This window comes from Embleya sp. NPDC055664, from assembly GCF_053618075.1.
In genome coordinates, this window is record NZ_JBSHGZ010000006.1 from 181,849 (window position 1) to 204,645 (window position 22,797).

A 22,797-nucleotide genomic window follows, 5' to 3' on the forward strand; every position below is an offset into this window, starting at 1 on the left:
GGCCCGCGTCCCCCGGCCGTTACCCCGCCGGCGCGGACCGATTCACCGCAGGTCGGGCAGATCCTCCGGATTCAGCGTCCGCAACTCCTCCATGCCCGCCCCCGGCAGCTGGGCCAACCGGGTCGCGTGCCGCTCGATCATCGCCTCGAACGTGCGTCGCGCCTCGCGCGCGTTGCCGAACGCGGCACCGCGCGGCAGTCGGCGGAAGTAGCCGAGCAGCGCCTCGCACGCCTCGTCGGTGAGCACGTACTCGTGCTCGCGCACCTGCATGAGGGTGATCTCGACCAGGTCGTCGGCCGAGTAGTCCTGGAAGGTGATGGTGCGGGAGAACCGGGATCCGAAGCCGGGGTTCGCGCCGAGGAAACGCTCCATCTCGTCGGTGTAGCCGGCCACGATCACCACCACGTCGTCGCGGTGGTCCTCCATCATCTTCACCAGCGTGTCGATCGCCTCGCGGCCGAAGTCGCGCGAGGGGTCCGGCGGGGCCAGGCTGTACGCCTCGTCGATGAACAGCACCCCACCCCGGGCCCGGTCGAAGACCTCCTTGGTGCGCGGCGCGGTGGAGCCGATGTGCTCGCCGACCAGGTCGACCCGGGAGACCTCGACCAGGTGACCCACCCGCAACACGCCGAGCGCCTGGGCGATCTCCCCGTACAGCCGGGCCACGGTGGTCTTGCCGGTGCCCGGGGAGCCGGTGAAGACCAGGTGCCGGCGCAGCGTGGGCGCCTTGAGCCCGGCCTCCTCGCGCCGGCGGCCCACCGAGATCAGGTCGATCAGGTTGCGCACCTCGGCCTTGACCCCGGCGAGGCCGACCAGACCGTCCAACTCGGCCAGCAGTTCGTCCACTCCGCGCCCGGACGTGGCCGCCGCCTCGTCCACGGCCGCGCCGTCGCGCGCCCCGGGGATGGGCAGCGTGGCGGTCAGCCGGGCCACTCCCTGGGGTTGTGCGCCGGCCGCCGCGATCGGGCTCGGCGTCCCCAGGATCCCGCCCGCCGCCGGCTCCGTGCCGCTCGTCCCGTCGCCCTGCGAGGTGCACTCGACCGCGACCGGCCCCGGACCGGCGAACTCGAAGCCGCCCTTGGCGTTGTCGCGCGTGGTGCAGCGGGTGAACACCGGATGGCAGCCCTCGCGTACGTGCACCCCGTAGCCGCGCCCGCCGAGCACCTCGCAGTCCTCGAAGTCGCCGCGCCCGCCGCCGGCGATCCGGATGCCCTCACCGGTGGCCCGATCCACCCGGACCCGGCGCACCGTGGGCCCGGCCGCGCCGGTGACCGAGACGCCGTCGGTGGTGTCCTCGATCGTGCAGTCGGCGATGATGCCGCCGCAGTCCGACTCCATGAACCACACGCCGGTGGTGGCCTTGCGCACCTTGCAGGACTTGACCGAGACCACCGCGCCGGCACCCACGCCGATGCCGGTCTCGTCCACGTCGTGGATCTCGCAGTCGTGCATCGACAAGCCGGTGCCGGAACCGGCCACCTTGACCCCGTCGAGCACGTCGTGAATGCGGCACTCGCCGAGCGCGGCGTCCGCGCCGTCGGCCACCCACACGGCCGGCTTGCCGCCGGTGGAGTCGTGGAATTCGCAGTCGATCGCCGACGCGCGGGCCCCGTGGTCGGCCAGCGCGAGCCCGTTGCGGCCGAAGCTGCGGATCGTACAACCGCTGAGGGTGACCTCGGAGTGGCCGTGCACGTCGACGCCGTTGCGGCCCATGTCGCGCAGTCGGCAGCCGACCAGGGTCAGGTTGGCGCCCCGGTCGACGGAAACACCGTTGCCCTCGGCGTCGCGGATCGTGCAGTCGTCGAGCGAGAACGTGGCCAGGTCGTCGGCCTGGACGCCGGTGCCCTTGACCGCGCTGATCTCGGTCCGCGACAACGACCCGGCGCTGCCCTGACCGCCGACGGAGATGCCCGCCCAGCCGACCCGTTCGATCCGCGAGTCGGCGATGATCGGCGCGGCGCCGCCCGCGACGCAGATCCCGCCGCCGCCCACGTCGTGGATGTGCAGACCGGTCAGATGCGGCGAGGCCTGGTCGCCGACGAACACCGCGGGTTCCGCGTCCGAGCCGTCCTGGATCTCGCACTCCTGGACGCTGCCGGTGGTGCCGGGTCCGGTGAAGCGCAGTCCGTGCCCGGAGGCGTCGCGCACCCGGCCCCGGCGCAGGATCGGTGCGCTGCCCTCGCGCACGTCGAAGCCCTCGCGCCCGGTGTCGCCGATCTCGCAGTCCTCGAACGTGCCGCGCGAGCGTCCGGTCACCCCGATACCCACGCCCTTCGGGTTGCCCACCCGGCAGCGGCGCACCATCGGGTCGGCGCCCGCGCGCAGTTCGACCGCGACCACCGAGGCGGCCCGGACCACACACTCCTCCAGTATCGGCGCGCAGCCCTCGATCACGATGGCCGGCGACAACACGCCCGCGCCGCCGTCGACGACCAGGCCGTGTACCGCCGCGTCGGCGGTGATGGTGAGCGCGACCCCGTCGGCCGCGGTCAGGATCACCGTCCCCGGCCCGTCCGAGCCGACCACCGTCACCGGCACGGAGATCGCCACATCCTCGCGGTACGTCCCCGCCGCGACCAGGATCGAGTCGCCCGCCGCCGCCGCGCCCACCGCGGCCCCGATCGAGGCGTATTCGCCCGCGCGGCGTCGCCAACGAGTGCCCTGCACCACCTGAAGAACCCGACCCGTCATGGCGCCCCTGCCACCAGCCCCTCGGTCCGCACCCAGCACCCTCGCGAGTCCACCGTAAGGCGTCGCGGGCGGCCCCATGACCGGGTCTGCCCCCCGGGGGCGATCGGCCGCGTCGTCGGCGAACCCCTGCACCGTACAGTTCAACGACCAGGGGTCACGGACCGGCGACGGTTAACGTCCCGCAGTGCCCTGATTCGTGCCCGCGCCCGTACCGCCGACCGACCCGCTTCGGCCGGATCCGGTCGAACCCGCGCCGGAGCGACCGGTTCCGGTCGAACCCGCGCCGCTCGTCCCGGATCCCGTGCCGTTCCCGCCGAAAGCGTCGGCGCCCCCCGTGCCGTCGGTCGGGCGGGCCGTCCCGGTCGGCGTGGGCGCCGGCGCCCCGTCGCGCAGCGCGGTGAACAGTTGCGCCGCGTCGGGCTGCTTGAGCGCCACCCGGTTCGGGTCGGGGACGTAGTCGATCAGCGGCGTGGTGACGAAGTCGATCTTCTCCAGCGGGATCCCGCGCAGGCCGTTGGCGAAGTCGTACAGGCCGGCCAGGGTGTTGATCCCGGAGTCGGTGGTGATCGCCTTGGTCGCGGCGTCCATCACGTTGTACGCCTTCGCCGGGTTGGTCAGCAGGTTCTCCCCCTGCACCTTTTTGATCAGCGCCTTGAGGAATTCCTGCTGCCGTTCGATGCGCTGTATGTCGCTGCCGTCGCCCAGGCTCTTGCGCACCCGGACGAAGCCGAGCGCCTGCTCGCCGTTCAGGGTGATGTCGCCGGCGGGCAGTTGCAGGTGCGCGGCCCTGTCGTCGATCGGTTGGGCGATGTGCATCGGCACTCCGCCGAGCGCGTCCACGACCTTCTTGAAGCCGACGAAGTCGATGGTGATCTGGTGGTCGATCCGGGCGCCGGTCAGCCGCTCCACGGTGGCCGCCACGCACGGCACCCCGCCGACCTCCATCGCGCTGTTGAACTGGCCGAAGTAGGCCCGCTGGGTGCCACCGGAGGTGGTCCGGCACGACGGCACGTCGACCATCAGGTCACGCGGGAAGCTGACCGCGGTCGCGCTCTTTCGCCCCTGGGGTACGTGCAGCAGGATCGTGGTGTCCGAGCGCTGGCTGCCGCCGTCGTCGCGGCCGTACTCGGAGTTGTCGCCGGCCCGCGAGTCGGACCCCACCAACAGCACGTTCAGCGCGCCCGTGGGCGCCGGGCGATCGGTCAGCTGGTCGGCGAAGTCCTGGGTGCGAATGTTGCCGTTCAGGCGGTCGTACAACCACCAGCCGAAACCGCCCGCGGCGAGCAGGACGGCAACGAGGCCGCCGCCGATCCACGTGAGGATGCGCCGCCGGCGGCGCCGGCGGTCGTGGGCGCGCCGTTCTATGCGGCTGGGGTTCTCCGACCCCGGCTCCTCGGCCGACGCCCCCGGAACGGCCGCGGCCCCCGGGGACGTCTCATCCCTGTCCTGCACGTCGTCGTCGCCTTCGTCGGGCCCCCGCGCTCGATGTGCGCCCGGCTCACGGCCCGAAGTGCGCGCACAATTACGCAATCATACGTTGTTCCGATCGTTACACGCCGAATAGCGGTAAATGGTTCCCGTCTCGGTCGAATCCGAATCGCGGATCGGGCAAATCAGTACATTCGGCCGGCGCCGAAGCCCCGATCAGGCCGGCCCCGGGCCCGCGCCGGCGCCCGTCGCCTTGGCCGCGCCGCGCTCGCCCAGGACGCCGAGCGCCACGTCGACGATGCGGCCCAGGCGGTCCAGTTCGGTGCGGTGGAACGCGGGGCCCTCGTGCCGGACCACGTACATCGTCAGCCAGGACGCCCCGATCGGCGCCGCCGCCCCGTGGCCGGTGGCCTCGCCCTCGTAGGCGAAGCCCAGCGGCCGCATCGGGGTGAGCGCGGGGAACACCGGCGTCTGCGGGGCCCGCCAGCTCGCGTACACCCGCTGTCGACCACGCCCGCCGCGCGTGGCCACCGCCCAGTCGGCGTGGAAGAGCGTCGGCGCCGCGTCGATCAATGTGGCCACCGCCCGGCCGGGGTCGCGCGCCACCTGGCCCAGCACGTCCAGCTCGGGCGCGGAACCGGGCACCTCACCGGCCGCCCAGCACCCCTCGATCCGGACGCCGGCCGACCGCTCCAGGGCGGCGACCAGGCCGGCGACGTCCCGCTCGCCCGCCCAGGAGACGGTGAACTCGTCCACCGCCCGGCCGCCGAGCTGTTCGAGCACGGTCATCTGCATCACATCGGCCCCCGCCGCGCCGAGCAGCTGCGTGACCCGCGCGAGCGATCCCGGTCGATCGGGCAGCGACACCCTCAGTCGGTACAACACGCGACACCTCCTTCATCGACCTGTCTTGAATCCTGAACCTTTCCCGTTTCGAGCATGTTGCGTACATATGACGACACCACATGATCAGGCACCGTCGGCCCCCGAACGCACGAGCGGGGCGCCATCGGATGCCCGACGACGCCCCGCTCGTGGTGTGCCTACTTCTTCGCGTCGGATGTATCGGAGGTATCCGGCGCATCCGGCGCTTCGGCGACATCGACCGGGTCAACATCGTCGGCCGGCTCGACGTCCTTCGCCTTCCCCTTCGGCTTGCCCGTCGCCGGCGGTACGGCCGGGCGCGGCGGCACGCTCACGTGGGTCGGCTCGTCGTCGGGCGCCACGCTCGTCACCCGGGTCGCCAGGTCCTCCGGCGCCTCGTCCCGGTCGGGTACGGCGGCGGCCTCGGGCTCGGCGGCCGGCTCCGGCTCCTTGTCCAAGCCGACCCGCGCGGTCGGTGCGGCCGACACCGCCGCGTTCTGCTCGGTGTCGGGGGTGAGCCCGGCGACCGGGGCGAACGCGGTGACCTCCTCGTCCGGCCCGACCGACCGCGACACCGGGTCCGCGGCGCCGACCGACACCACCTCCGTGGGCGCCGCCGCAGCGACGGCCGAGGCAGCCGGCGAGGCATCCACCGGAGCACCCGCAACCTCCGCCGCGACCGCAGACGCCACGTCGGCCGCCGCCGGCCGGGCCGCCGCCTTCCGCGACTCCCGGGACGGCTTCGGCGGCTTCGGCGGCTTCGGCTGCTTCACCCGCGCGGGCTTGGCCGGCTTCGGCTCCTTCGCCGGCTTCCCCGCCTCGACCGAGCTGTTCCCCACCGGGGTGGCGAACACCGGCGCCGGGCCGGTGGCCTTGGGCCCGTACGTCCACCACATCAGCCCGCGTCGGGCGTTCTCGGTGTCCGGGTGCTGTTCGCCGAGCACCCGCGAGCAGTCCGCGACCAACTGGGTGAGCAGCGTGCGCGCGCCCAGCGGATCGCCGGACTCGCCGGTCCAGTGCGCGTGGTTGTGCCGGATCACCAGCGTGTCGTGGTGGTCCGGGCCGAGCACGCGCGTGGCGTCCTCCACCAGCCGCATCATCGCGTCCCGGGCCACCGAGACGTCACCGGCCTCGCCCGCCCACATCGCGCGGTCGTGCCGGGCGGTCAGCGCCGCCGGGTCGTCCGGCTCGTGCACCTCGGCGCGCTCGTCCGCGATGGCCGCCATCAAGCGGGCCGCCTGGATCGTCTCGCCCGAGCGGCCCACCCAGTGCGCGTGCTGGTGTCGGATGGTCAGCGTGTCGGGGTGTACCGGCCCCAGCGCGTCGGTCGCCTCCTCGACGATCGGTCGCAACATCCGGGCCGCGCCCGCGGCATCACCCGCCTCGCCGATCCAACGAGCCCACCCGGCACGCACGTTCAACGTCTCGGGGTCGTCCTGACCGAGCACCAGGACACAGTCGGCGGCGACGTCGCGCGCCAGCGACTCGGCGGTGACCGCGTTGCCGGACAGACCCAGGCAGTAGGCGTGGTTGTGCCGGGCCAGGAGCGTGTCGGGATGTTGCGGGCCGAGCACGCGCGCGTAGTCGCCCGCCAGCTCCCCGAACATCCGGGCGGCCTCCGCGGGTCGGCCCTCGTCGCCGACGACCCGGGCCCACGCGGCGCGCGCGTCGAGCGAACCGGGGTGATCGGGCCCGAGTTCCCGCATCCGGGTCTCGGCCTCGGCCCTCAGTTTCTGTATCTCCTGCTCGTTCATCGCCGCTGATTCTCCCTCCTCCACCACAGGTGGCAAACCCGCGGTACCCCCTGATTGTGGGCGACGTGTCCGGAGCGGACGTGGTTGCGCTCCCCCGAGTACAACCGTACGGGGGAGCGAGTCGGCCCCATGGAAATCCGGGTGATCACAACTCCACGGACGGTTTCAGCCCGGCCATGGTCCACATCCGCTTGTGCCGGACCACGAAAACGGTCGCGATCAGGGCCACCACGAGGTACGCGCCGAGCACCGCGAAGGCGACCCCCAAACGCTCGCCCTGACCACCCGTGAGGGTGATGCGCAACCCGTTCACCAGGTAGGTCATCGGCAACACCGGATGCAGCGCCTGGAACGGCTCGGGGGTGGTGGTGACCGGATACAGCCCGCCGCACGAGGTGAGCTGGAGCATCAGCAGGACCAGGATCAGCACGTCGCCCACCGCGCCGAGCGCGGCCCGCAGGAACTGCGCGATGGCCACGAAGGTCACCGCCGCCAGCGCGATCAGCAGCAGACTCAGACCCGGATCGTCGGCGTCCAGGCCCAGTCCCAGCTGGACCACCGCGTACAGGACGAACGCGCCCAGCACGCCGAGCGCGGCGGCGGGCAACCACCCCGCGATCGCCACCTTGACCGCGCCGGCCCGCCCGGCGAGCGCGCGCGGGTTGTACGGCCGCAGCAGCAGGTAGCCGACCAGGCCGAACACCCACAGCGCGATCCCGAAGAAGAACGGCGCGAGCCCGCGCCCGTACAGCACCGCCGGATGCAGGTTGTGCACCTCGATCACCACCGGCGCGCCGAGCACCCGCGCGTCCGCTCCGGCGGCCTGCGCCGGCGGCGGCGCCGGTACCGCCGCGTCCAGATTCGCCAGCCCGTCGGCCAGTTGCGCGGCACCCTGGCGGGTCTGCTCCGGGGGCACGCCGCCCGCGTTCGCCGCGAGTTGCCGCGCGCCGTCGGCCGACTGGGCCAATTGCGCCTTGAGCGTGCCGGTCTCCCCGTACAACTGCTGCACCAGCGTGCTCTGCGTGGTCGCCGAAATCTGCTGCTGGAGCTGCGTCTTGGCGATCTCGGCCATCTTGCCGATGATGAAGCCGTTGGCGTCGTCGAGCGTCATCAGCAACTTGGCCTGACGCGGCTCGGCGGAGGCGGTGGTGGCCAGCGTGGCACTGAAGTCGGGCGGCACGGTGACCACGAAGTGGTAGTCGCCGTCGTCCAGACCGTCGCGGGCGGCCTTGGCGTCGGTGACCGTCCACTTGAAGTTCCGGTCGTGGCGGATCACCTCGGTCAGCCGACCACCCGCGTCGATGTGCTGCCCGCGCGCGTCCACCGGCCGGTCCTCGTTCACGAACGCGACCGGCACCTGGTGCAGTCGGCCGTACGGATCCCAGTTGGACCACAGGTACAGAGCCCCGTACAGGGTCGGCACCAGCATCAGCATGACCGGGACCAGCCGGGGCAACGGGCCCCGGAAGCGCCGCAGTTCGAACCAGGCCAGGCGCAGCACACCCATCAGGCGGTACCGCCTCTCGGGTACAGATGGTGTCCGGGCAGATCGACCACCACGTCGGCGCCGCGCGGCGCGGCGGTCGCGGTGGCCACCACGGTGGTGCCGGTGTCGGCCAGGTCGCGCAACGCCCGCCAGGCGCGGGAGAGGTCGGCGCCCGCGATGCCGCTGTCCACGTCGTCGACCAGGACCGCGCCGGGTCGGTCGGCGGCGGCCAGCGCGACCGCGAAGAGCAGGTGTTCGACCGCGGACAGGTGCTCGACCAGGACGTGGCCCGGCGGGTCGATGCGCAGCAGGTCGTACATCCGCGCGAGCGCGGTCCCGCTGGGCCGGCCGCCGTCGACGGCCTGTCGTTCGGCGACGGTCTCGGCGACGAACAGGTGCGGTTCCAGGTCCAGGCCCGGGCGGGCCCGGGCCAGCGCGGTGTGGGCGCGGGCGTCGGCGGCTCGACCGCTGCCGGCCACGGTCACGGTGCCGGCGACGGTCCGGAATCGGCCGCCGAGCGCGAGGAGCAACGACGTCCGGCCGGCGCCGGCGGGTCCGGCGAGCACGGTCAGGCCGGCCGCGGGCGCGGTCACGCGCACGTCGCGAAAAATGACGCCGTCCGGGCCCTCCGCCGCCAGGCCGACCGCACTGATCTCCACCCCGGAGGTGGCTGTGGACACGGATTTCCCTCCGTCGGTGGCACGTCCACCGAGGAGTAACCGGTACACGATTCACCAAACGGGCGAAATGGATGATTGACCCGTCGGGTCGAGCCGACCGGTCCATCCGACGCGGTGTCAGCCGTGCTGCTCCGGCAGCGGCTCGGCCAGCCGGTCCAGGTCGAACTCGCCGTCGCGCACGCCCAGTACGAAGGCGGTCCACTCGCCCTCGGTGAACCGCAGGATCGGCCCCTCCGGGTGGATCGAGTTGCGCATCGCCATGCCCCCGCCGGGCAGTTCGGCGGTCTCCACGATCCCCTCGCCGGTGGTGTCCTCGCCGTAGCCGATCCACGTGACACCACTGATGTCCATGGCGTACAGCGCGGCCTTCTCGTCGTCGAGCTGTTGCCGCGAAGGCTGCCCCGACTCGCCGATGCTCATGATCGAAACCCTCCCGATGACACGTACGTAACCCTCAGGTGACGGCACGCTACGCCGCGCGCGCCGCCGCACACAACGCGAACGCCGACATCGGGCGCGATCCGGCGGCAATCACCCGAAAACGCACAAGGCCCCGAGACACTTGCATGTCTCGGGGCCTTCTCGGGGTGAGTGACGGGACTTGAACCCGCGACTTCCTGGACCACAACCAGGTGCTCTACCAGCTGAGCTACACCCACCATCGCCGTGGCGTTTCCGTCCCGGCGAGGAAAAGTGTACAGGCTCCCGGAGGCTGCTCGCCGCAGGGTTTCCGCGTGGTGATTTCAAGGGGTGCCCGCGGTGGTTTCACGGGACGCGCGAGCCTGACGCGAAGCGCGCGCGAGCGGGCGCGAGCTCGATCTCAGGCGCGTTCGGCCGGCTTGTGGCCGTACCGGGCGGCGATCGCCTTGGCGGTGTCGCTGTCCGGTCCCGGCTCCGGGACGAAGATCGCCTCGCGGTAGTAGCGCAGTTCCTCGATGCTCTCGTGGATGTCGGCCAGCGCGCGGTGGTTGCCGGCCTTCGGCGGGCTCTGGAAGTAGACCCGCGGATACCAGCGGCGGGCCAGCTCCTTGATCGAGGAGACGTCGATCACCCGGTAGTGCAGGTAGGCGTCGAGATCGAGCATGTCCCGCGCCAAAAAGCCCCGGTCGGTGCCGATCGAGTTCCCACACAGCGGTGCCTTGCGGCCGTCGGGCACGTGCGCCTTGATGTAGCGCAGCACCTCTGCCTCGGCCTCGGCCAGGCTCACGCCCGCCTCCAGCTCGTCCAGCAGACCTGAAGCGGTGTGCATTTTGCGCACCACATCGGGCATGCCGGCGAGCGCCTCGGCGGGCGGGCGGATCACGACATCGACCCCGTCGCCCAGAATGTTGAGCTCGGAGTCGGTGACGAGAGCCGCCACCTCCACCAACGCGTCCCGGGACAGGTCGAGTCCCGTCATCTCACAGTCGATCCAGACCAAGCGGTCGTTCATGGGGTCACCCTACGGCCCGTGCACATACCTCCTCGTCCCCGGTCTCCTCCGGGCCGCGGGTGCGGAACGTCTCGCGGTACGAGGCCGGCGGCACGCCCAGTTGTTTGCGGAAGTGCCCCCGCAGCGCCACCGGCGAGCGGAATCCACAGCGCCGGGCAATCTCCTCGACCTGGAGATCGGTGGTCTCCAGGAGCCGCTGCGCCTGAAGCACCCGCTGGGTCAGCAGCCACTGCAGCGGGGCGCTGCCGGTGAGCGTGCGAAAGCGCCGGTCGAAGGTGCGCCGACTCATGTACGCGCGGGTCGCCAACTGCTCGATGTCGAAGCGCTCGGCGAGGTTCTCCAGCGCCCACGAGATCACCGTGGCCAGCGGGTCGCCGCTGATCTCCTCGGGCAGGGTCAGGTCCATGTACTGGGCCTGGCCGCCGATCCGATGCGCGGGTACGACCAGGCGCCGGGCGAGCGCGTTGGCCGCGTCCGGACCGTGGTCGAGCCGGACCAGGTGCAGGCACAGGTCGATCCCGGCCGCGGTGCCGGCGCTGGTGAGGATGTCGCCGTCGTCCACGTACAACTCGCGCGGGTCCACCCGGACCTTCGGATAGCGCTTGGCCAGGGCGGGCGCGTACATCCAGTGCGTGGTCGCCGGACGGTCGTCGAGCAGACCGGCCGCGGCCAGCACGAAGGCGCCGCCGCACAGGCCGACGATCCGGGCCCCCTCACGGTGCGCCCGACGCAGCGCCTCCAGGACGGGCGGCGGCGGCATCCGCGACGGCGAGTGCCACGCGGGCACGATCACCGTGCCGGCCCGGGCCAGCGCGTCGAGGCCGTACGGCGCTATCAGCTCGACGCCGCCGGTGGTGCGGAGCGGTCCGGGTTCGGCCGCACATACCAGTAATCGGTAGTTCGGCACGCCGGCGTCGCGTCGATCGACCCCGAACACCGATATCGGGATCGAACTCTCCAGGATCGGCGAGTTGGCGAACAGCAGCACCGCGATGGTGTCCGGCCGCCGCCGGCCGAGCAGCGGGCGCTCCCGCCCCGGGGCCAGGACACCCTCGCCGTCGGGGTCGTACTCACCGTCGAGGTCGATGTCGTCGGCGTACTCGCCGTCGTCGTCGACCGAGTCGTGTTCGGGCGGGGCCTCGGAGAGCACGGTGGACGCCGCGACGATCACCGCCGCGTCCTCGTCGCCGCCCGAACCGACGTCGATCGCGCCCGTCGCGCCCGTCGCGTCGATCGCGCCGGACTCGGCCGGGTGATCGGCATCGACCACGCGTACTCGGCCCCGTCGCCGGTCCTTGCGGCTGTCGATCCTGCTCATGGCCCCGATCGCCCCCTTCACCCCTCTGTGACCTGCACGGCCCCGGTCATGCCAGCGGTCCGGATCGCGCAGGCTGTCCCGCCCCAGTAGTTCACAGGCGTCACTCGCGTAACCCAAGATCGGAACTTACTCTCTCTTACCTTGTCTATGCATGGTGTTCTCTACGTGACGTTATGTAGATATGCGTGTTTGTGACGGTGGTCACATCGCGGAACTTATCGACAATTGCGCGGGCTGTCAGGCCCCGGGGCGCCGTCGGGCCGCGTGCAGCAGGTGCAGGGCACCTTCCGGCAGCTCCCGACCGCGCGGCCACACCGCGCGCAGGACGCGATCCAGGGCGGGCAGATCGGCCACCGGGACGGCCACCAGACGCCCCTCGGCCAGGTCCTCGCGCACCGCCAGATCGGACAACACGGCGGGCGCGGATCCGGCGATCGCGGCCGAGCGCAGCGGCGCCGTCGCGCCCAACTCCAGGGCGGGCACGGCGACTCCGTCGTAGGCCGCCAGCGCCCGCTCCAGCGTCTCCCGGGTGCCCGAGCCCGCCTCGCGCAGCAGCAGCGGCGTGTTCGCCAACTCGGCCGCCGCGATCGGGCGTCGCCGCCGGGCCCACGGGTGGGTCGGCGCGACCACCACCACGAGCCGGTCCCGGCCCACCGCCGCCGACTGCAGGTCGCGCGGGACCCAGGGCCCCTCGACGAAGCCGATGTCGGCCTCGCCCGCCCGCAGCGCCTCGATCACGTGCAGGCTGTTGGTCACCTGGAGGCCGACGTGCAGCCCGGGCACCGCCTCGCGCAGCGCGGTCAGCCAGCCGGGCACCAGGTGCTCGGCCACGGTCAGGCTCGCCGCCACCCGCAGCCGGTCCTCCTGTCGGGCCTTGAGCGCGGCGGCGCCCTCCACCAGCGCGTGCGCCTGGTCGAGCACCCCGCGCGCCCAGTCGGTGATCACCAGGCCCGCCGCGGTGGGCACCGAGCCGGTGGTGCTGCGCTCCAGGAGCCGTACGCCGAGCCGCCGCTCCAGGGTGCGCATCCGCGCGCTGGCCGACGGCTGGCTGATCCCGAACCGGCGGGCGGCGGCGCCCAGGCTGCCGTTCTCGGTCACCGCCACGAGCAGTTCCAGCGTGTACAGATCCGGCAACCGGTCCGCCGGGCGCGCGTTCGAGGTCATAGCCAAACCCTATGACCTACCAGGCAATCGACCGCTACCCGCGCGGGGGAGGCGGCCCGAGGGTGGTGATCATGACCCTGACGACCGCGCGGCGCGCCCACCACCGGCAGTCCACGGCTCCCGCCGGGACGGCGAGGGCCCGACTGTGGCCGGGGCTGCTCGCGGCGACGCTCGCGGTGGCCGCAAGTTGGGGCGCGCACCGGATCTGGCCGCACGTACCGATGCTCACGGTCGCGGTGGCGCTGGGCGTGCTCGCCGCCAACGTGCGGGTGCTGCCCGTCGCCACCGCGCCGGGGCTCGGCTTCGCGGGGCGGCGGCTGATGCGCGCCGGCGTGGTGCTGCTCGGGCTCAAGCTCGCGCTCGGCGACATCGTCGGACTCGGGCTGCCGACCGTGGCGATGGTGATCGTGGTGGTGATGTTCACCTTCTTCGCCACCCGGTGGCTCGGTCGGCGCATGGGGCTGCCCGGCGATCAGCCGCTGCTGATCGCGACCGGCTTCTCCATCTGCGGCGCCTCCGCCGTCGCGGCGATGAACGGGGTCAGCGACAGCGACGAGGAGGACGTGGTCACCTCGGTCGCGCTGGTCACCCTGTGCGGGAGCCTGGCGATCGGTGTGCTGCCGCTGCTGCGGGCGCCACTCGGCCTCGACCCGACCCACTACGGCGGCTGGGTCGGCGCGAGCGTGCACGACGTCGGCCAGGTGGTCGCGGCGGGCGGGCCGGCCGGGCCGGTCGCGCTGCACACCGCGGTCGTGGTCAAGCTGATGCGGGTGCTGCTGCTCGCGCCGATCGTGGCGGGCACCGCGTACACGCTGCGCCGTCGGGCCGCGCGGGCCGGCGACACCGGGCGGGCCGGGTCCCGGCGGCCGCCGCTGATCCCGCTGTTCGTGCTCGGCTTCCTGGCCATGGTCGCCGTCCGCAGCACCGGCCTGCTGACCGCCGGCGTGCTGGAGGTGGCCGGCACCGTGCAGGATCTGTTGCTCGCCGCCGCGCTGTTCGGGCTGGGAAGCATGGTCCGGCTCGGTCGGCTGATCCGCACCGGGTGGCGCGCGTTGTTGCTCGGCTTCGCCTCCTGGGTGTTGATCGCCGGCGCGGCCTACGGCGGGGTGCTGCTCACGATGTGAGCCCGCGCGAGACCGACGCCGGCCGGGTCCGGAAAAGCGTCGAACCCGCCGACGGCCCGGCGCGTGTCGGGCCGTCGGACAGGTTCGACGTCGGCGCCGCGGCGCGGGTGGGCGCGCGGGTGGGTCGGCGTCCGACCAGCGGATCGCCGCCCGTGACTACGCGGTCGCCCGGACGCACGGTGTCGCCCTGACCAACGCTCGGGCGGGGTCCGGGGTAACGCCCGTTCCCCCGGCGGCGTCGCCCCGCACCCCCGAACGGTCCTCCCCGGGGCCGGCTCGAACCGGCCCGTGCGGCGCCCCGGCGACCGGGCCCGAGACGGCCGCGCCCGGAACGCAATCACCCACACGGCCGCCCGGGTCTCCCCATTCACGGCCTTGTCCGGCTAATGTGCGTGTCTCGCCGAGGCTTTGCCCGGGGGATCCATCCCCGCGCGTGGTCCGGCGGACCGCACCATGCCCAGACCGGTACACGGCCCAGTGTCTTTTTTGTCCGGGAGAACCCCGACCGACACTGTCGAATGTGCGGGTCGGCGCAGTAATCTGGTACAGAAAGCCCCGAGGCGCCCCTCCACAGCAAAGACGCCCGATTCCCATGGCTGCTTTCGAGTTCAGTGACTTCCCGGACGGCACTCCGTTGCTCCGTCCCGATTCCCCCCATCAGCGCGATCCCGCGTTCCAGCATCCCGTCGTGGTCGGTTTCGACGGGTCCGAGTCCAGCGAGCGAGCCCTCGCGTACGCGTCGGGCATGGCGCGCAGACTCGGCGGCGGGCTGGTGATCGTGCACGTGGCCAACCGGATTCCGGCCACCGTGTGGGCCGGCTGCGAGCCGCCGGTCTTCATCGATGTGCCGGACAGTCGTTCCGAGGCCCTGGGCCTGGAACTGGCCTGCGCGGACCACCTCAGCGACGTGCCGTGGATCCTGGTCGAGCGCGGGGGTGACATCTGCCACGAGATCGAGGACGTCGCGCGCGAATTCACCGCCGACGCGATCGTGGTCGGCGGATCCACCGGGCTGGCCAGTCGGATCTTCGGATCGGTCGCGTGCCGTCTGGTCAAACACGCCAAACGCCCGGTCGTGGTCATTCCCTGAGTCCCGCGCTTGCGCTTTTCCCGGTTCCGGGATCCGCCGGGCCGGTGTTCCGGGACCTGCTTCGGGAGCGTTCCCGCGCCCATTGCGATCACCGCGTGATCGAACCTCGAACGTATCTGCATTACGTTGGCCGCGGACACGGGGCACGAGGATCGCGAGGCACGAGGTTGGCGGATTATCGGATCGAAGACCTCGCCCGCGAGGGGGGCACCACCGTACGCAACGTACGGGCATACCAGGATCGCGGACTGTTGCCGCGGCCCAGGCGCCAGGGCCGGGTGTCGCTGTACGAGGACGCCCATCTGGGCCGGCTGCGCCTGATCGGCCAACTCCTGGAGCGCGGCTACAGCCTGGTCAGCATCAAGGAGCTGCTCGACGCCTGGGACGGCGGACGCAGCCTCGGCGGCGTGCTCGGCCTGGTCGCCGAGGCGAGCGGTCCGTGGAGCGAGGAGACCCCGGAGCGGATGACCCGCGCCGAGTTGATCGCGATGTTCGGCGGACTGTCCGATCCGGTCGCGCTCGCGGGGGCGGTGCGCCTGGGTCTGCTCGAACCCGAGGACGACTCGCTGACCGTGTTTCGGGTGCCCAGTCCGCGCGAGCTGGCGGTCGGCGCCGAACTGCACGCGGCCGGCGTCCCGGTGGGCGCGGTCACCGAGCAGCTGCGGATGTTGCGCGCGGCGATGGAGCACGTGGCCGGGGGCTTCGGGCGGTTGATGGAGACGCACCTGCTGCCTGCCGACGGCGACGCGGACGAGACGGCGGAGATGATCCGTCGGATGCGTCCGCTGGCGCTGCGCGCGGTGGAGGCCGAACTCGCCCGGGCGATGCGCCGTACGGCCGCCCGCCGGCTCGGCGAGGAGCTGGGGAAGGTGCTGCGCGAGGAGCCCGAGCGCACCCGGACCGAGCCGGTGCCGGCCGACGCCGCGGAGCCGGCCCTGGATCGGCACGCGTTCATGTCCGACGCGTGGATTGCGGCGGTGTCCCGGCTGAGCCGGTTGATCACCCCGGATCCGGAGAAGCGCACGCCGCATCCGGCGATCGTGGACATCGTGGTCAGCGACGTCCCGGGCCGCGAGGACCCGGCCGAACTGCATCTGGACGTCTTCCAGGGCCGCGTCCTGGTCCGCCCGGGCCTGCTGCCGGGGCCGGACCTGATCGTGCACATGGACTACGACACCGCCCGCCGGGTGATCCTGCTCAACGACCGGCACGCACCGCGGGAGGCGCTGGCCGCCGGCCGGATGACCGCCCGGGGCGACCTGTTCGGGCTCACCGTCTTCCGCGAGGCGCTGGCGGGGTTGTCCAACTGGGACCTGGGCGCGGTATTGCGCGAGCTGACCGCGGGCGAGGACGCGCCGGACAAGGCATAGGGGCGGTCCGGGTCAGGCGGCCCGGATGCGGCGCAGCAGGTGCTCCACGTAGTCGCGGAACAGCGCCGCCATGTCGACGTGTTCGGGGTCGAGCAGCCATTGCAGCTGGAGCCCGTCCATCATCGCGAAGACCTGCGCGGCGACCGCGGCCGGGTCCACGTCCGCGCGCAGTTCGCCCGACGCCACACCGGCCTCCAGGGACGCGGTGACGCTCGCCCGCAGGAGCGCGTAGCGGTCCCGGGCCCACCCGTGCGCGGGGTGGTCGGTGGTGACCGCCTCGCCGGTGAGCACGGTGAAGAGCTGGACCAGGCCGGGGATGGCCTGGTTGTGCCCGGCGAGTTCGGTGAACTTGGCCAGCACCGCCGCGCCGCCGAGCGGGAGTTCGGCCAGGTCCAGGTGTGCCATGTCCATGCGGTCGCGCAGGTCGAGCACCGCGACGAGCAGTTCCTGCTTGCTGCGGAAGTGGTGCAGCAGTCCGGCCTGGGTGAGTTCGGCGCGCTCGGCGATGCGCGCGAGCGAGGTGCCCCGGTAGCCGTTCTCGGCGAATTCCTGAAGCGCGATGTTGAGGATGCGCGTACGCCGCGCGTCCCCCGACGCGTACCCCCGCCCACGCGGTCTGGCCCGCCCGGCCCGGGTCGGCGGGGTGTCGGAGAGATCGTCGGATCGTACGTCCATGGCCCCATCCTGCCGTGTCCCGACGGAGGGCCGTCGAGGTGTAGATCACGTCGAGGTAACAAAACTACCGACCACAAAGTTTTCCGATTACGGTACGAGGAGGTCCCCCACCGACCCGTCCGGCGCGATCCGGATCGATCGGGAACGCGAGCGGAAGGCAGACGACGATGTCCGACCCCACCCCCACCGAAGCCACGGACGACGAGCTGCACGAGCTGGTGACCCGCCTCACCCTCGAGGAGAAGTTGTCCCTGATCGTCGGCGAGGACTTCTGGTCCCTCCCCGAGATCCCGCGCATCGGCCTGCGCAAGCTGCGCGTCTCCGACGGCCCGGTCGGCGTCCGCGGCGTCACCTGGGACGAGCGCGACACCTCGCTGCTGTTCCCCAGCCCCACCGCGCTCGCCGCCGCGTGGGACCCGGAGGTCACCCGCCGGGCCGGTTTCGTGATGGGCGCGCAGACCCGCGACAAGGACATCCACGTCCTGCTCGCGCCGACCGTGAACCTGCACCGCAGCCCGCTCGGCGGCCGGCACTTCGAGTGCTACTCCGAGGACCCGCTGCTCACCGCGCGGATCGCAACCGCCTTCATCGAGGGGGTGCAGTCCGCCGGGGTCGGGGCCACGATCAAGCACTTCGTCGGCAACGAGACCGAGGACGAGCGCATGTCCTACGACTCGCGGATCGACGAGCGCTCGCTGCGCGAGGTCTACCTGCTGCCGTTCGAGGAGGCCGTGCGCACCGGCCGGGTGTGGCTGGTGATGAGCGCGTACAACCGGGTCAACGGCGAGACGATGACCGAGAACTCGCGCCTGGTGAACGACGTCCTCAAGGACGAGTGGGGCTTCGACGGCGTGGTGGTCTCGGACTGGATGGCGGTGCGCTCCACCGAGGCCGCGGCCGCGGGCGGCACCGACGTCGCGATGCCCGGCCCGTCCGAGGTGTGGGGCGAACCGCTGCTCGCCGCCGTGCGCGAGGGCCGGGTCGCCGAGTCACTGATCGACGAGCGGGTGATCCGGGTCCTGCGCCTGGCCGCCCGCGTCGGTGTGCTCGGCGACCGCACCCCGACCGCGACCACCACCCCCGACGACGCGACCGCCACGCTGCGCGAGATCGCCGCCCGGGCCATGGTGCTGCTCGCCAACGACGGCACCCTCCCGCTCGACCCGAGCACGCTCTCGCGCGTCGCGCTGATCGGCCCGAACGCCCTGCGCCTGTCCGCCCAGGGCGGCGGCAGCGCGCATGTGAACCCCTCGCACGTGGTCTCGATCCCCGAGGGCCTGCGCGCCGCGCTCGGCAACGGCGTCGAACTGACGCTCACCGAAGGCGCGTTCACCCACCGCGCGCTGGCCGACCTGGCCCTGGACACGGCCGTCGACCCGGAGACCGGCGAACCGGGCCTGCGCGCGGAGTTCCTGGACGTTGACGGCAACCTGCTCTCCTCCGAACACCGCCTGGGCTCCAGCCTGATGTTCTGGCCGGACAACATCCCGGCCGGAGCGGTCGTGATCCGACTGCGGGTGACCGTGACCCCGACCGTGTCCGGCACGAACATCCTGGACGTCCGCGGCGCGGGCCGGTTCGAGGTGGACATCGACGGCACGACCCGCACGATCGACATGACCGCCCCCGAGGGCACCGACGTGATCGAGACGATCATGCGCCCGGAGGCCACTCGCATCGACATCGAGGCAACGGCCGGCACGGAGGTGGCGATCCGGGTCGACTTCAGCCAGGGCGAGCGGTTCTTCATGGCCGCGCTCGGTCTGGGCTGGGCGAACCCGCGCCGCTCCGAGGAGGACGAACTGACCGCCGCGGTCGAGGCCGCCCGGGCGGCGGACGTGGCCGTGGTCGTGGTCGGCACCACCGACGACATCGAGTCGGAGGGCTTCGACCGGGCGGACCTGGCTCTCCCGGGGCGCTCCGACGAACTGGTGCGCCGGGTCGCCGCGGCCAACCCGAGGACCGTCGTGGTGGTCAACGCGGGCTCCCCGGTGCTGATGCCCTGGCGCGACGAGGTCGCCGCCGTGGTGTGGGCCTGGCTGCCCGGCCAGGAGGGCGGCGCGGCCCTCGGCGACGTGCTGACCGGCGCGGCCGAGCCGGGCGGGCGGCTGCCCACGACCTACCCGGCCGCCGACACCGACGTCCCGGTGTACTCCACCGCCCGGATCGACGGCGAGCACCACTACGCGCAGCGGTCCAGCAACATCGGCTACCGCGCCTGGGCGCTGGGCGAGGCCGCCCCCGCCTACCCGTTCGGCCACGGCCTGGGCTACACGAGCTGGGCCTACGAGGCGGTCGCGGCCAAGGGCGACGCGGCCGGCGTCACCGTCGAGGTCACCGTCGCCAACACCGGCGAGCGCGCCGGCCGCGAGGTGGTGCAGGTGTACCTGGAGACCGCCGACGGCACGCTGTGGGGGCGCCCGGAGCCGATCCGCCTGGTCGGCTTCGCCGCCCTGGACGTCGAGCCCGGCGCGCGAGTGACCACCACCATCGACATCGACGCCCGCACCCTGGCCCGCTGGAACGAGGCGGAGGCGGCCTGGGCCACCGCCCCCGGCACCTACACCCTGCGCGTCGGCCGCTCCCTCGGCGACCTGCGCCTGAGCACCGACATCAGCCTCTGACCCGGCGCACGGCGGTGTCCCGATCCGACCACCGGATCGGACCGGGACACCGCCGGCGCCGCGCGGTCGGGGCCGGGGCCCGCCTCAGCAGCGCTGGCCGAAGGTCGGGTTGATGAACGCGAGCGCGCCGGCCTCGTTGCCACAGAGCCCGCTCACCGTTTCGATCGTGTCGGCCCGAACGGTGTGTGTCTCGGCACCGGCCGGCACGGCCACCGCCACGGTCGCGCCGACGACGGGGGCCGCGATGACGGCCGTACTGACCAGAAGGCCGCGAACGATGCGCTGCATGGGGCGGTTTCCTTGTCTCCAGGGCCGGTGTCCGTCGAACGCCGACGAGCCGTGCCTGCCCAACGCCGCACCCCGCCCGAAGGACACGGCGACTGGGCCGAACGACTGGCGGGCCGACCCCGCAGTCGCACATCCCCCCTGTGAGGTACCGGACTTCGCCGAAATTCGGCCGCGCGGCCGCTACGGCTCTAGCGTGTCGCGTATGCAGCTCCGCATCGGAACCCGGTCCTCCCCCATGGCCCTCGCGCAGGCCCGGCTCGTCGCCGCCCTGCTGTCCGGACAACCGCGCGAACCCACGATCGTCCCGCTGTCCACCAGCGGCGACCGCTGGGGCGGCAGCCTGGCCCGACTCGGCGGCAAGGGCGCGTTCGTCAAGGAACTCGACCGCGCACAGCTCGACGGCGAGGTGGACCTGGTCGTGCACTGCCTCAAGGACATCCCGGGCGACGTGCCGCTGCCCGACGGGCTCACCATCGCCGCCTACCTGCCCCGCGACGACGTACACGACTGTGTCGTCGGCGCGCGCCTGGCCGACCTGCCGTCCGGCGCCCGGGTGGGCACCAGCTCGGTGCGCCGCGCGGCGCAGCTGCGGCGCCGGCACCCGGGGCTGACCCCGGTACCGATCCGCGGCTCGGCCAACGGTCGGCTGGCCAAGCTGGACGCGGGCGAGTTCGACGCGCTGATCCTGGCCGTCGCGGGCCTGGAGCGGATCGGCGAACAGCGGCGTGTGGCCCAGATCCTGACCACCACTCAGATGTTGCCGGCGATCGGCGCGGGGGTGCTGGCGCTGCAGTGCCGGGTCGACGACGCGGCGACCGTGGCCGCCGCGCGGGCCCTGGACGACGCGGGCACCCGGGCCTGCGTCACCGCCGAGCGAGCCCTGCTGCGCGAGCTGCGCGGCCACTGCCACAGCCCGATCGCGGCCCACTGCACCGACTCCGACACCGGCCTGACCCTGCACGCCGCGGTGTATTCCACGGACGGTACGCACCTCCTGGAGGCCACCGACCACGGCTCGGAGCCGGACAAGCTCGGCGGCGCGGTCGCCGGCGAGCTGCTCGCCATGGGCGCCCGCACCCTCATCGACGAGATCCCGCACTGACGAGAGCGTCACCGCCGCCCGTCGGGCGGCGGTGACGGGCGGGGCTCACCCGGTGCTCAGGCACTTCTGCACGGTGCTCTGCAACTCGTCGGGCAGCTTGTTGGTGCGCGCGTACTCCTGGTCGAACGCGTTCATCTGCGCCTGGCTGTACTTGCCCCGCAGCTCGGTCAGCGTGCACTGGCAGTAGCGGGTGTTGTTGTTCGAGGTGCTGAGGCAACCGTTGAGGAAACTCGTCGAATACGACGACGACCAGTCACCGCCGCTGCCCGCGGAAGTGCCCGCGGACGTCGGGGTGCCCGGCGCGGTGGTGCGCGGACGCGTCGTGGTGGGTCGGCCGGCGGTGGGCGTCGGCGAGGTGTCGTCCGTGGCGCGCGCGGTGGAGCTCTCCTCCCCCGACGGGCTCGGGCCGCTCGCGCTCTGCGTCTTGTTCACCCCCAGGCCGCCGAAACCGTCGTCCCCGCTCCCGCAGGCGCCGACGGCGCACGTCAGCATCACCACGAGCAACCCGACTTTCACAGTGCGCATACATTCCCCCAAAAAACGTGTGATCGTGACTCTCCTCCCCTCGCTCGGCCGCCAACAAGGGGTTCTTTTCGGCCATTGCATAACGGTTTCGTCTTCGGATCGCCACAGCGCACGCCGGCGCCGGCCGGGTTTACCGCTCGGCAAACTCTGACAAACCGGTCATCAACGTGCCGATCGTCACATTCCATGGCGTTTATCGGTCGAGTCTGTCCACTATGGACGGGTTGCCTCCCATCGAACGGAGTTGCCTCCCCGTCGGACGGCAGAAAGGAACGGCACACCATGAGCCTGACGCCCGAGCACGTGGCCGCGCTGCGCGGCCTCGCCGCCGATGTCTCGGCCCTCGGCGCCGAGGGTGCCCAGCGGCACCCCGCGTTCGCCGGTTCCGCCGGTTCGATCGCCGACCGCGCGGACGCGCTGTCCGTGCAGGCACCGCCGTTCCACAAGGTGGCGCTGCGCCGGATCGGCGACGCGCTCCGGGCCTGCGCCGAGTCCCGCGAGGCGGGCGATCCGGAGCGGGTCGCCACCACCCAGCGCACCGCCGCGCACCTGGCCGACCGGCTCGTCATCGCCCTGGACCGCTACGCCTCGGCCTCGCCGACCGCGACGCCGGCCACCTGCACCCGCTGCAACGAGCCGTACATCGCCCAGCTGATCCCCACCCAGCGGCGCTACCTCTCCCGGATCGACGCCCCCGTGTCGGGGCAGGTGTTCAACGCGTCGGGCACCACGTACATCGTCGAGCGCCACGTGTTGTGCGCGTTCGGGGGCGCGACCGACCCGGCCGGCCTGCCCGGCTTCGAGAACCCGGCCGACCTCGACAACGCCTGATCGCACGGCACGCCCGACGCCGGCGCACACCGAAGAGGCCGGTTCCCCGTCCGGGGCCCGGCCTCACTCGTCGTCGCGGTCCCAGCGGTCCTAGCGGTCCTTCTTCAACCGTCGCAGGTATTCACGTGTCCAGCCGGTGACCTTGGCCACCTCGGACTGCTTGACGCCCGCGCCTATCGCCCGGATCGCCGCCCGCTTGAGTTCTTGACGCGCCTCTTCGTGCGCCTTCTCGGTCCTTCGGTAGGCCTTCGCGGCCCTGACCAGGCCCTCTTCGGCGGCTTCGGGGTCCGCGCCGTCGACATCCTTGTGATCCACACCGTCAGGATGCCATATGTGCAGCCACCCCCGTAG

Annotated in this window: 20 protein-coding genes and 1 tRNA gene; 6 read left to right on the forward strand and 15 right to left on the reverse strand. The window is 72.4% G+C overall.

Translation table 11 applies throughout. The features are described from left to right. Nucleotides 1–42 precede the first annotated feature (42 nt). The 11 genes from ACWGR4_RS13260 to ACWGR4_RS13310 all read right to left on the reverse strand — a co-directional run bounded on the left by ACWGR4_RS13260 (nucleotide 43) and on the right by ACWGR4_RS13310 (nucleotide 12,817). The gene (locus tag ACWGR4_RS13260) at nucleotides 43–2,691 is read right to left on the reverse strand and encodes a right-handed parallel beta-helix repeat-containing protein (protein ID WP_452130771.1); all 2,649 of its coding nucleotides are present in this window, start codon (nucleotides 2,689–2,691) and stop codon (nucleotides 43–45) included. 171 nt (nucleotides 2,692–2,862) lie between these two features. Continuing rightward, nucleotides 2,863–4,143, reverse strand: coding sequence for an LCP family protein (locus tag ACWGR4_RS13265; RefSeq protein ID WP_452130772.1), 1,281 nt, complete (start codon nucleotides 4,141–4,143; stop codon nucleotides 2,863–2,865). Between the two features lie 192 nt (nucleotides 4,144–4,335). Further along, on the reverse strand, nucleotides 4,336–5,004 hold the full coding sequence (locus tag ACWGR4_RS13270) for an ACT domain-containing protein (protein WP_380002852.1): 669 nt from the start codon (nucleotides 5,002–5,004) through the stop codon (nucleotides 4,336–4,338). Between the two features lie 158 nt (nucleotides 5,005–5,162). Beyond that, on the reverse strand, nucleotides 5,163–6,737 hold the full coding sequence (locus ACWGR4_RS13275; RefSeq protein ID WP_452130773.1) for a hypothetical protein: 1,575 nt from the start codon (nucleotides 6,735–6,737) through the stop codon (nucleotides 5,163–5,165). A gap of 145 nt (nucleotides 6,738–6,882) precedes the next feature. Next, on the reverse strand, nucleotides 6,883–8,244 hold the full coding sequence (locus ACWGR4_RS13280) for a YhgE/Pip domain-containing protein (protein ID WP_452130774.1): 1,362 nt from the start codon (nucleotides 8,242–8,244) through the stop codon (nucleotides 6,883–6,885). Beyond that, on the reverse strand, nucleotides 8,244–8,903 hold the full coding sequence (locus ACWGR4_RS13285; protein WP_380002848.1) for an ATP-binding cassette domain-containing protein: 660 nt from the start codon (nucleotides 8,901–8,903) through the stop codon (nucleotides 8,244–8,246). Before ACWGR4_RS13285 ends, ACWGR4_RS13280 begins: the two co-directional genes overlap by 1 nt. A 117-nt stretch (nucleotides 8,904–9,020) precedes the next feature. Next, nucleotides 9,021–9,323, reverse strand: coding sequence for a DUF397 domain-containing protein (locus ACWGR4_RS13290; protein WP_126642569.1), 303 nt, complete (start codon nucleotides 9,321–9,323; stop codon nucleotides 9,021–9,023). A gap of 166 nt (nucleotides 9,324–9,489) precedes the next feature. Beyond that, nucleotides 9,490–9,562 (reverse strand) — tRNA-His (locus ACWGR4_RS13295). A gap of 161 nt (nucleotides 9,563–9,723) precedes the next feature. Next, a complete protein-coding gene (orn, locus tag ACWGR4_RS13300) occupies nucleotides 9,724–10,335 on the reverse strand; it encodes an oligoribonuclease (protein WP_380002847.1) in 612 nt (203 codons plus the stop codon). Nucleotides 10,336–10,339: 4 nt separating this feature from the next. Continuing rightward, entirely contained in the window at nucleotides 10,340–11,653 is a 1,314-nt protein-coding gene (locus tag ACWGR4_RS13305) for a GlxA family transcriptional regulator (protein ID WP_452130775.1), read from the reverse strand. 237 nt (nucleotides 11,654–11,890) lie between these two features. After that, a complete protein-coding gene (locus tag ACWGR4_RS13310; RefSeq protein WP_395789645.1) occupies nucleotides 11,891–12,817 on the reverse strand; it encodes a LysR substrate-binding domain-containing protein in 927 nt (308 codons plus the stop codon). An 11-nt stretch (nucleotides 12,818–12,828) separates the two neighbouring features. Here ACWGR4_RS13310 and ACWGR4_RS13315 point away from each other — a divergent pair, with 11 nt between their 5' ends. The 3 genes from ACWGR4_RS13315 to ACWGR4_RS13325 all read left to right on the forward strand — a co-directional run bounded on the left by ACWGR4_RS13315 (nucleotide 12,829) and on the right by ACWGR4_RS13325 (nucleotide 16,401). After that, nucleotides 12,829–13,941, forward strand: a complete 1,113-nt coding sequence (locus ACWGR4_RS13315; RefSeq protein ID WP_452130776.1) for a YeiH family protein — start codon at nucleotides 12,829–12,831, stop codon at nucleotides 13,939–13,941. Between the two features lie 592 nt (nucleotides 13,942–14,533). Then, a complete protein-coding gene (locus ACWGR4_RS13320; RefSeq protein WP_126642565.1) occupies nucleotides 14,534–15,031 on the forward strand; it encodes a universal stress protein in 498 nt (165 codons plus the stop codon). Between the two features lie 167 nt (nucleotides 15,032–15,198). Beyond that, a complete protein-coding gene (locus ACWGR4_RS13325; protein WP_452130777.1) occupies nucleotides 15,199–16,401 on the forward strand; it encodes a MerR family transcriptional regulator in 1,203 nt (400 codons plus the stop codon). A 12-nt stretch (nucleotides 16,402–16,413) separates the two neighbouring features. Here the strand turns inward: ACWGR4_RS13325 and ACWGR4_RS13330 are convergent, their stop codons facing one another. After that, nucleotides 16,414–17,076 (reverse strand): TetR/AcrR family transcriptional regulator, encoded by a 663-nt coding sequence (locus ACWGR4_RS13330; RefSeq protein WP_452130778.1) that lies wholly within the window; start codon nucleotides 17,074–17,076, stop codon nucleotides 16,414–16,416. A gap of 167 nt (nucleotides 17,077–17,243) precedes the next feature. Between ACWGR4_RS13330 and ACWGR4_RS13335 the strand changes: the two genes are divergently transcribed. After that, nucleotides 17,244–19,700 carry a beta-glucosidase H gene (locus ACWGR4_RS13335; protein WP_452130779.1) on the forward strand — a complete coding sequence of 819 codons (2,457 nt, stop codon included), beginning with the start codon at nucleotides 17,244–17,246 and terminating at the stop codon, nucleotides 19,698–19,700. Between the two features lie 84 nt (nucleotides 19,701–19,784). On the opposite strand, the gene ACWGR4_RS13340 is transcribed toward ACWGR4_RS13335, so the two are convergent. Then, a complete protein-coding gene (locus tag ACWGR4_RS13340) occupies nucleotides 19,785–19,988 on the reverse strand; it encodes a hypothetical protein (protein ID WP_380002839.1) in 204 nt (67 codons plus the stop codon). A 202-nt stretch (nucleotides 19,989–20,190) separates the two neighbouring features. Between ACWGR4_RS13340 and hemC the strand changes: the two genes are divergently transcribed. After that, on the forward strand, nucleotides 20,191–21,090 hold the full coding sequence (gene hemC, locus ACWGR4_RS13345) for a hydroxymethylbilane synthase (protein ID WP_380002838.1): 900 nt from the start codon (nucleotides 20,191–20,193) through the stop codon (nucleotides 21,088–21,090). A gap of 45 nt (nucleotides 21,091–21,135) precedes the next feature. Here hemC and ACWGR4_RS13350 read toward each other — a convergent pair whose 3' ends face one another. Then, entirely contained in the window at nucleotides 21,136–21,615 is a 480-nt protein-coding gene (locus ACWGR4_RS13350; RefSeq protein WP_380002837.1) for a hypothetical protein, read from the reverse strand. A gap of 282 nt (nucleotides 21,616–21,897) precedes the next feature. Here ACWGR4_RS13350 and ACWGR4_RS13355 point away from each other — a divergent pair, with 282 nt between their 5' ends. Further along, on the forward strand, nucleotides 21,898–22,446 hold the full coding sequence (locus ACWGR4_RS13355) for a hypothetical protein (protein WP_380002836.1): 549 nt from the start codon (nucleotides 21,898–21,900) through the stop codon (nucleotides 22,444–22,446). A 90-nt stretch (nucleotides 22,447–22,536) separates the two neighbouring features. Here ACWGR4_RS13355 and ACWGR4_RS13360 read toward each other — a convergent pair whose 3' ends face one another. Next, the gene (locus tag ACWGR4_RS13360) at nucleotides 22,537–22,761 is read right to left on the reverse strand and encodes a hypothetical protein (protein ID WP_380002835.1); all 225 of its coding nucleotides are present in this window, start codon (nucleotides 22,759–22,761) and stop codon (nucleotides 22,537–22,539) included. Nucleotides 22,762–22,797 lie beyond the last annotated feature (36 nt).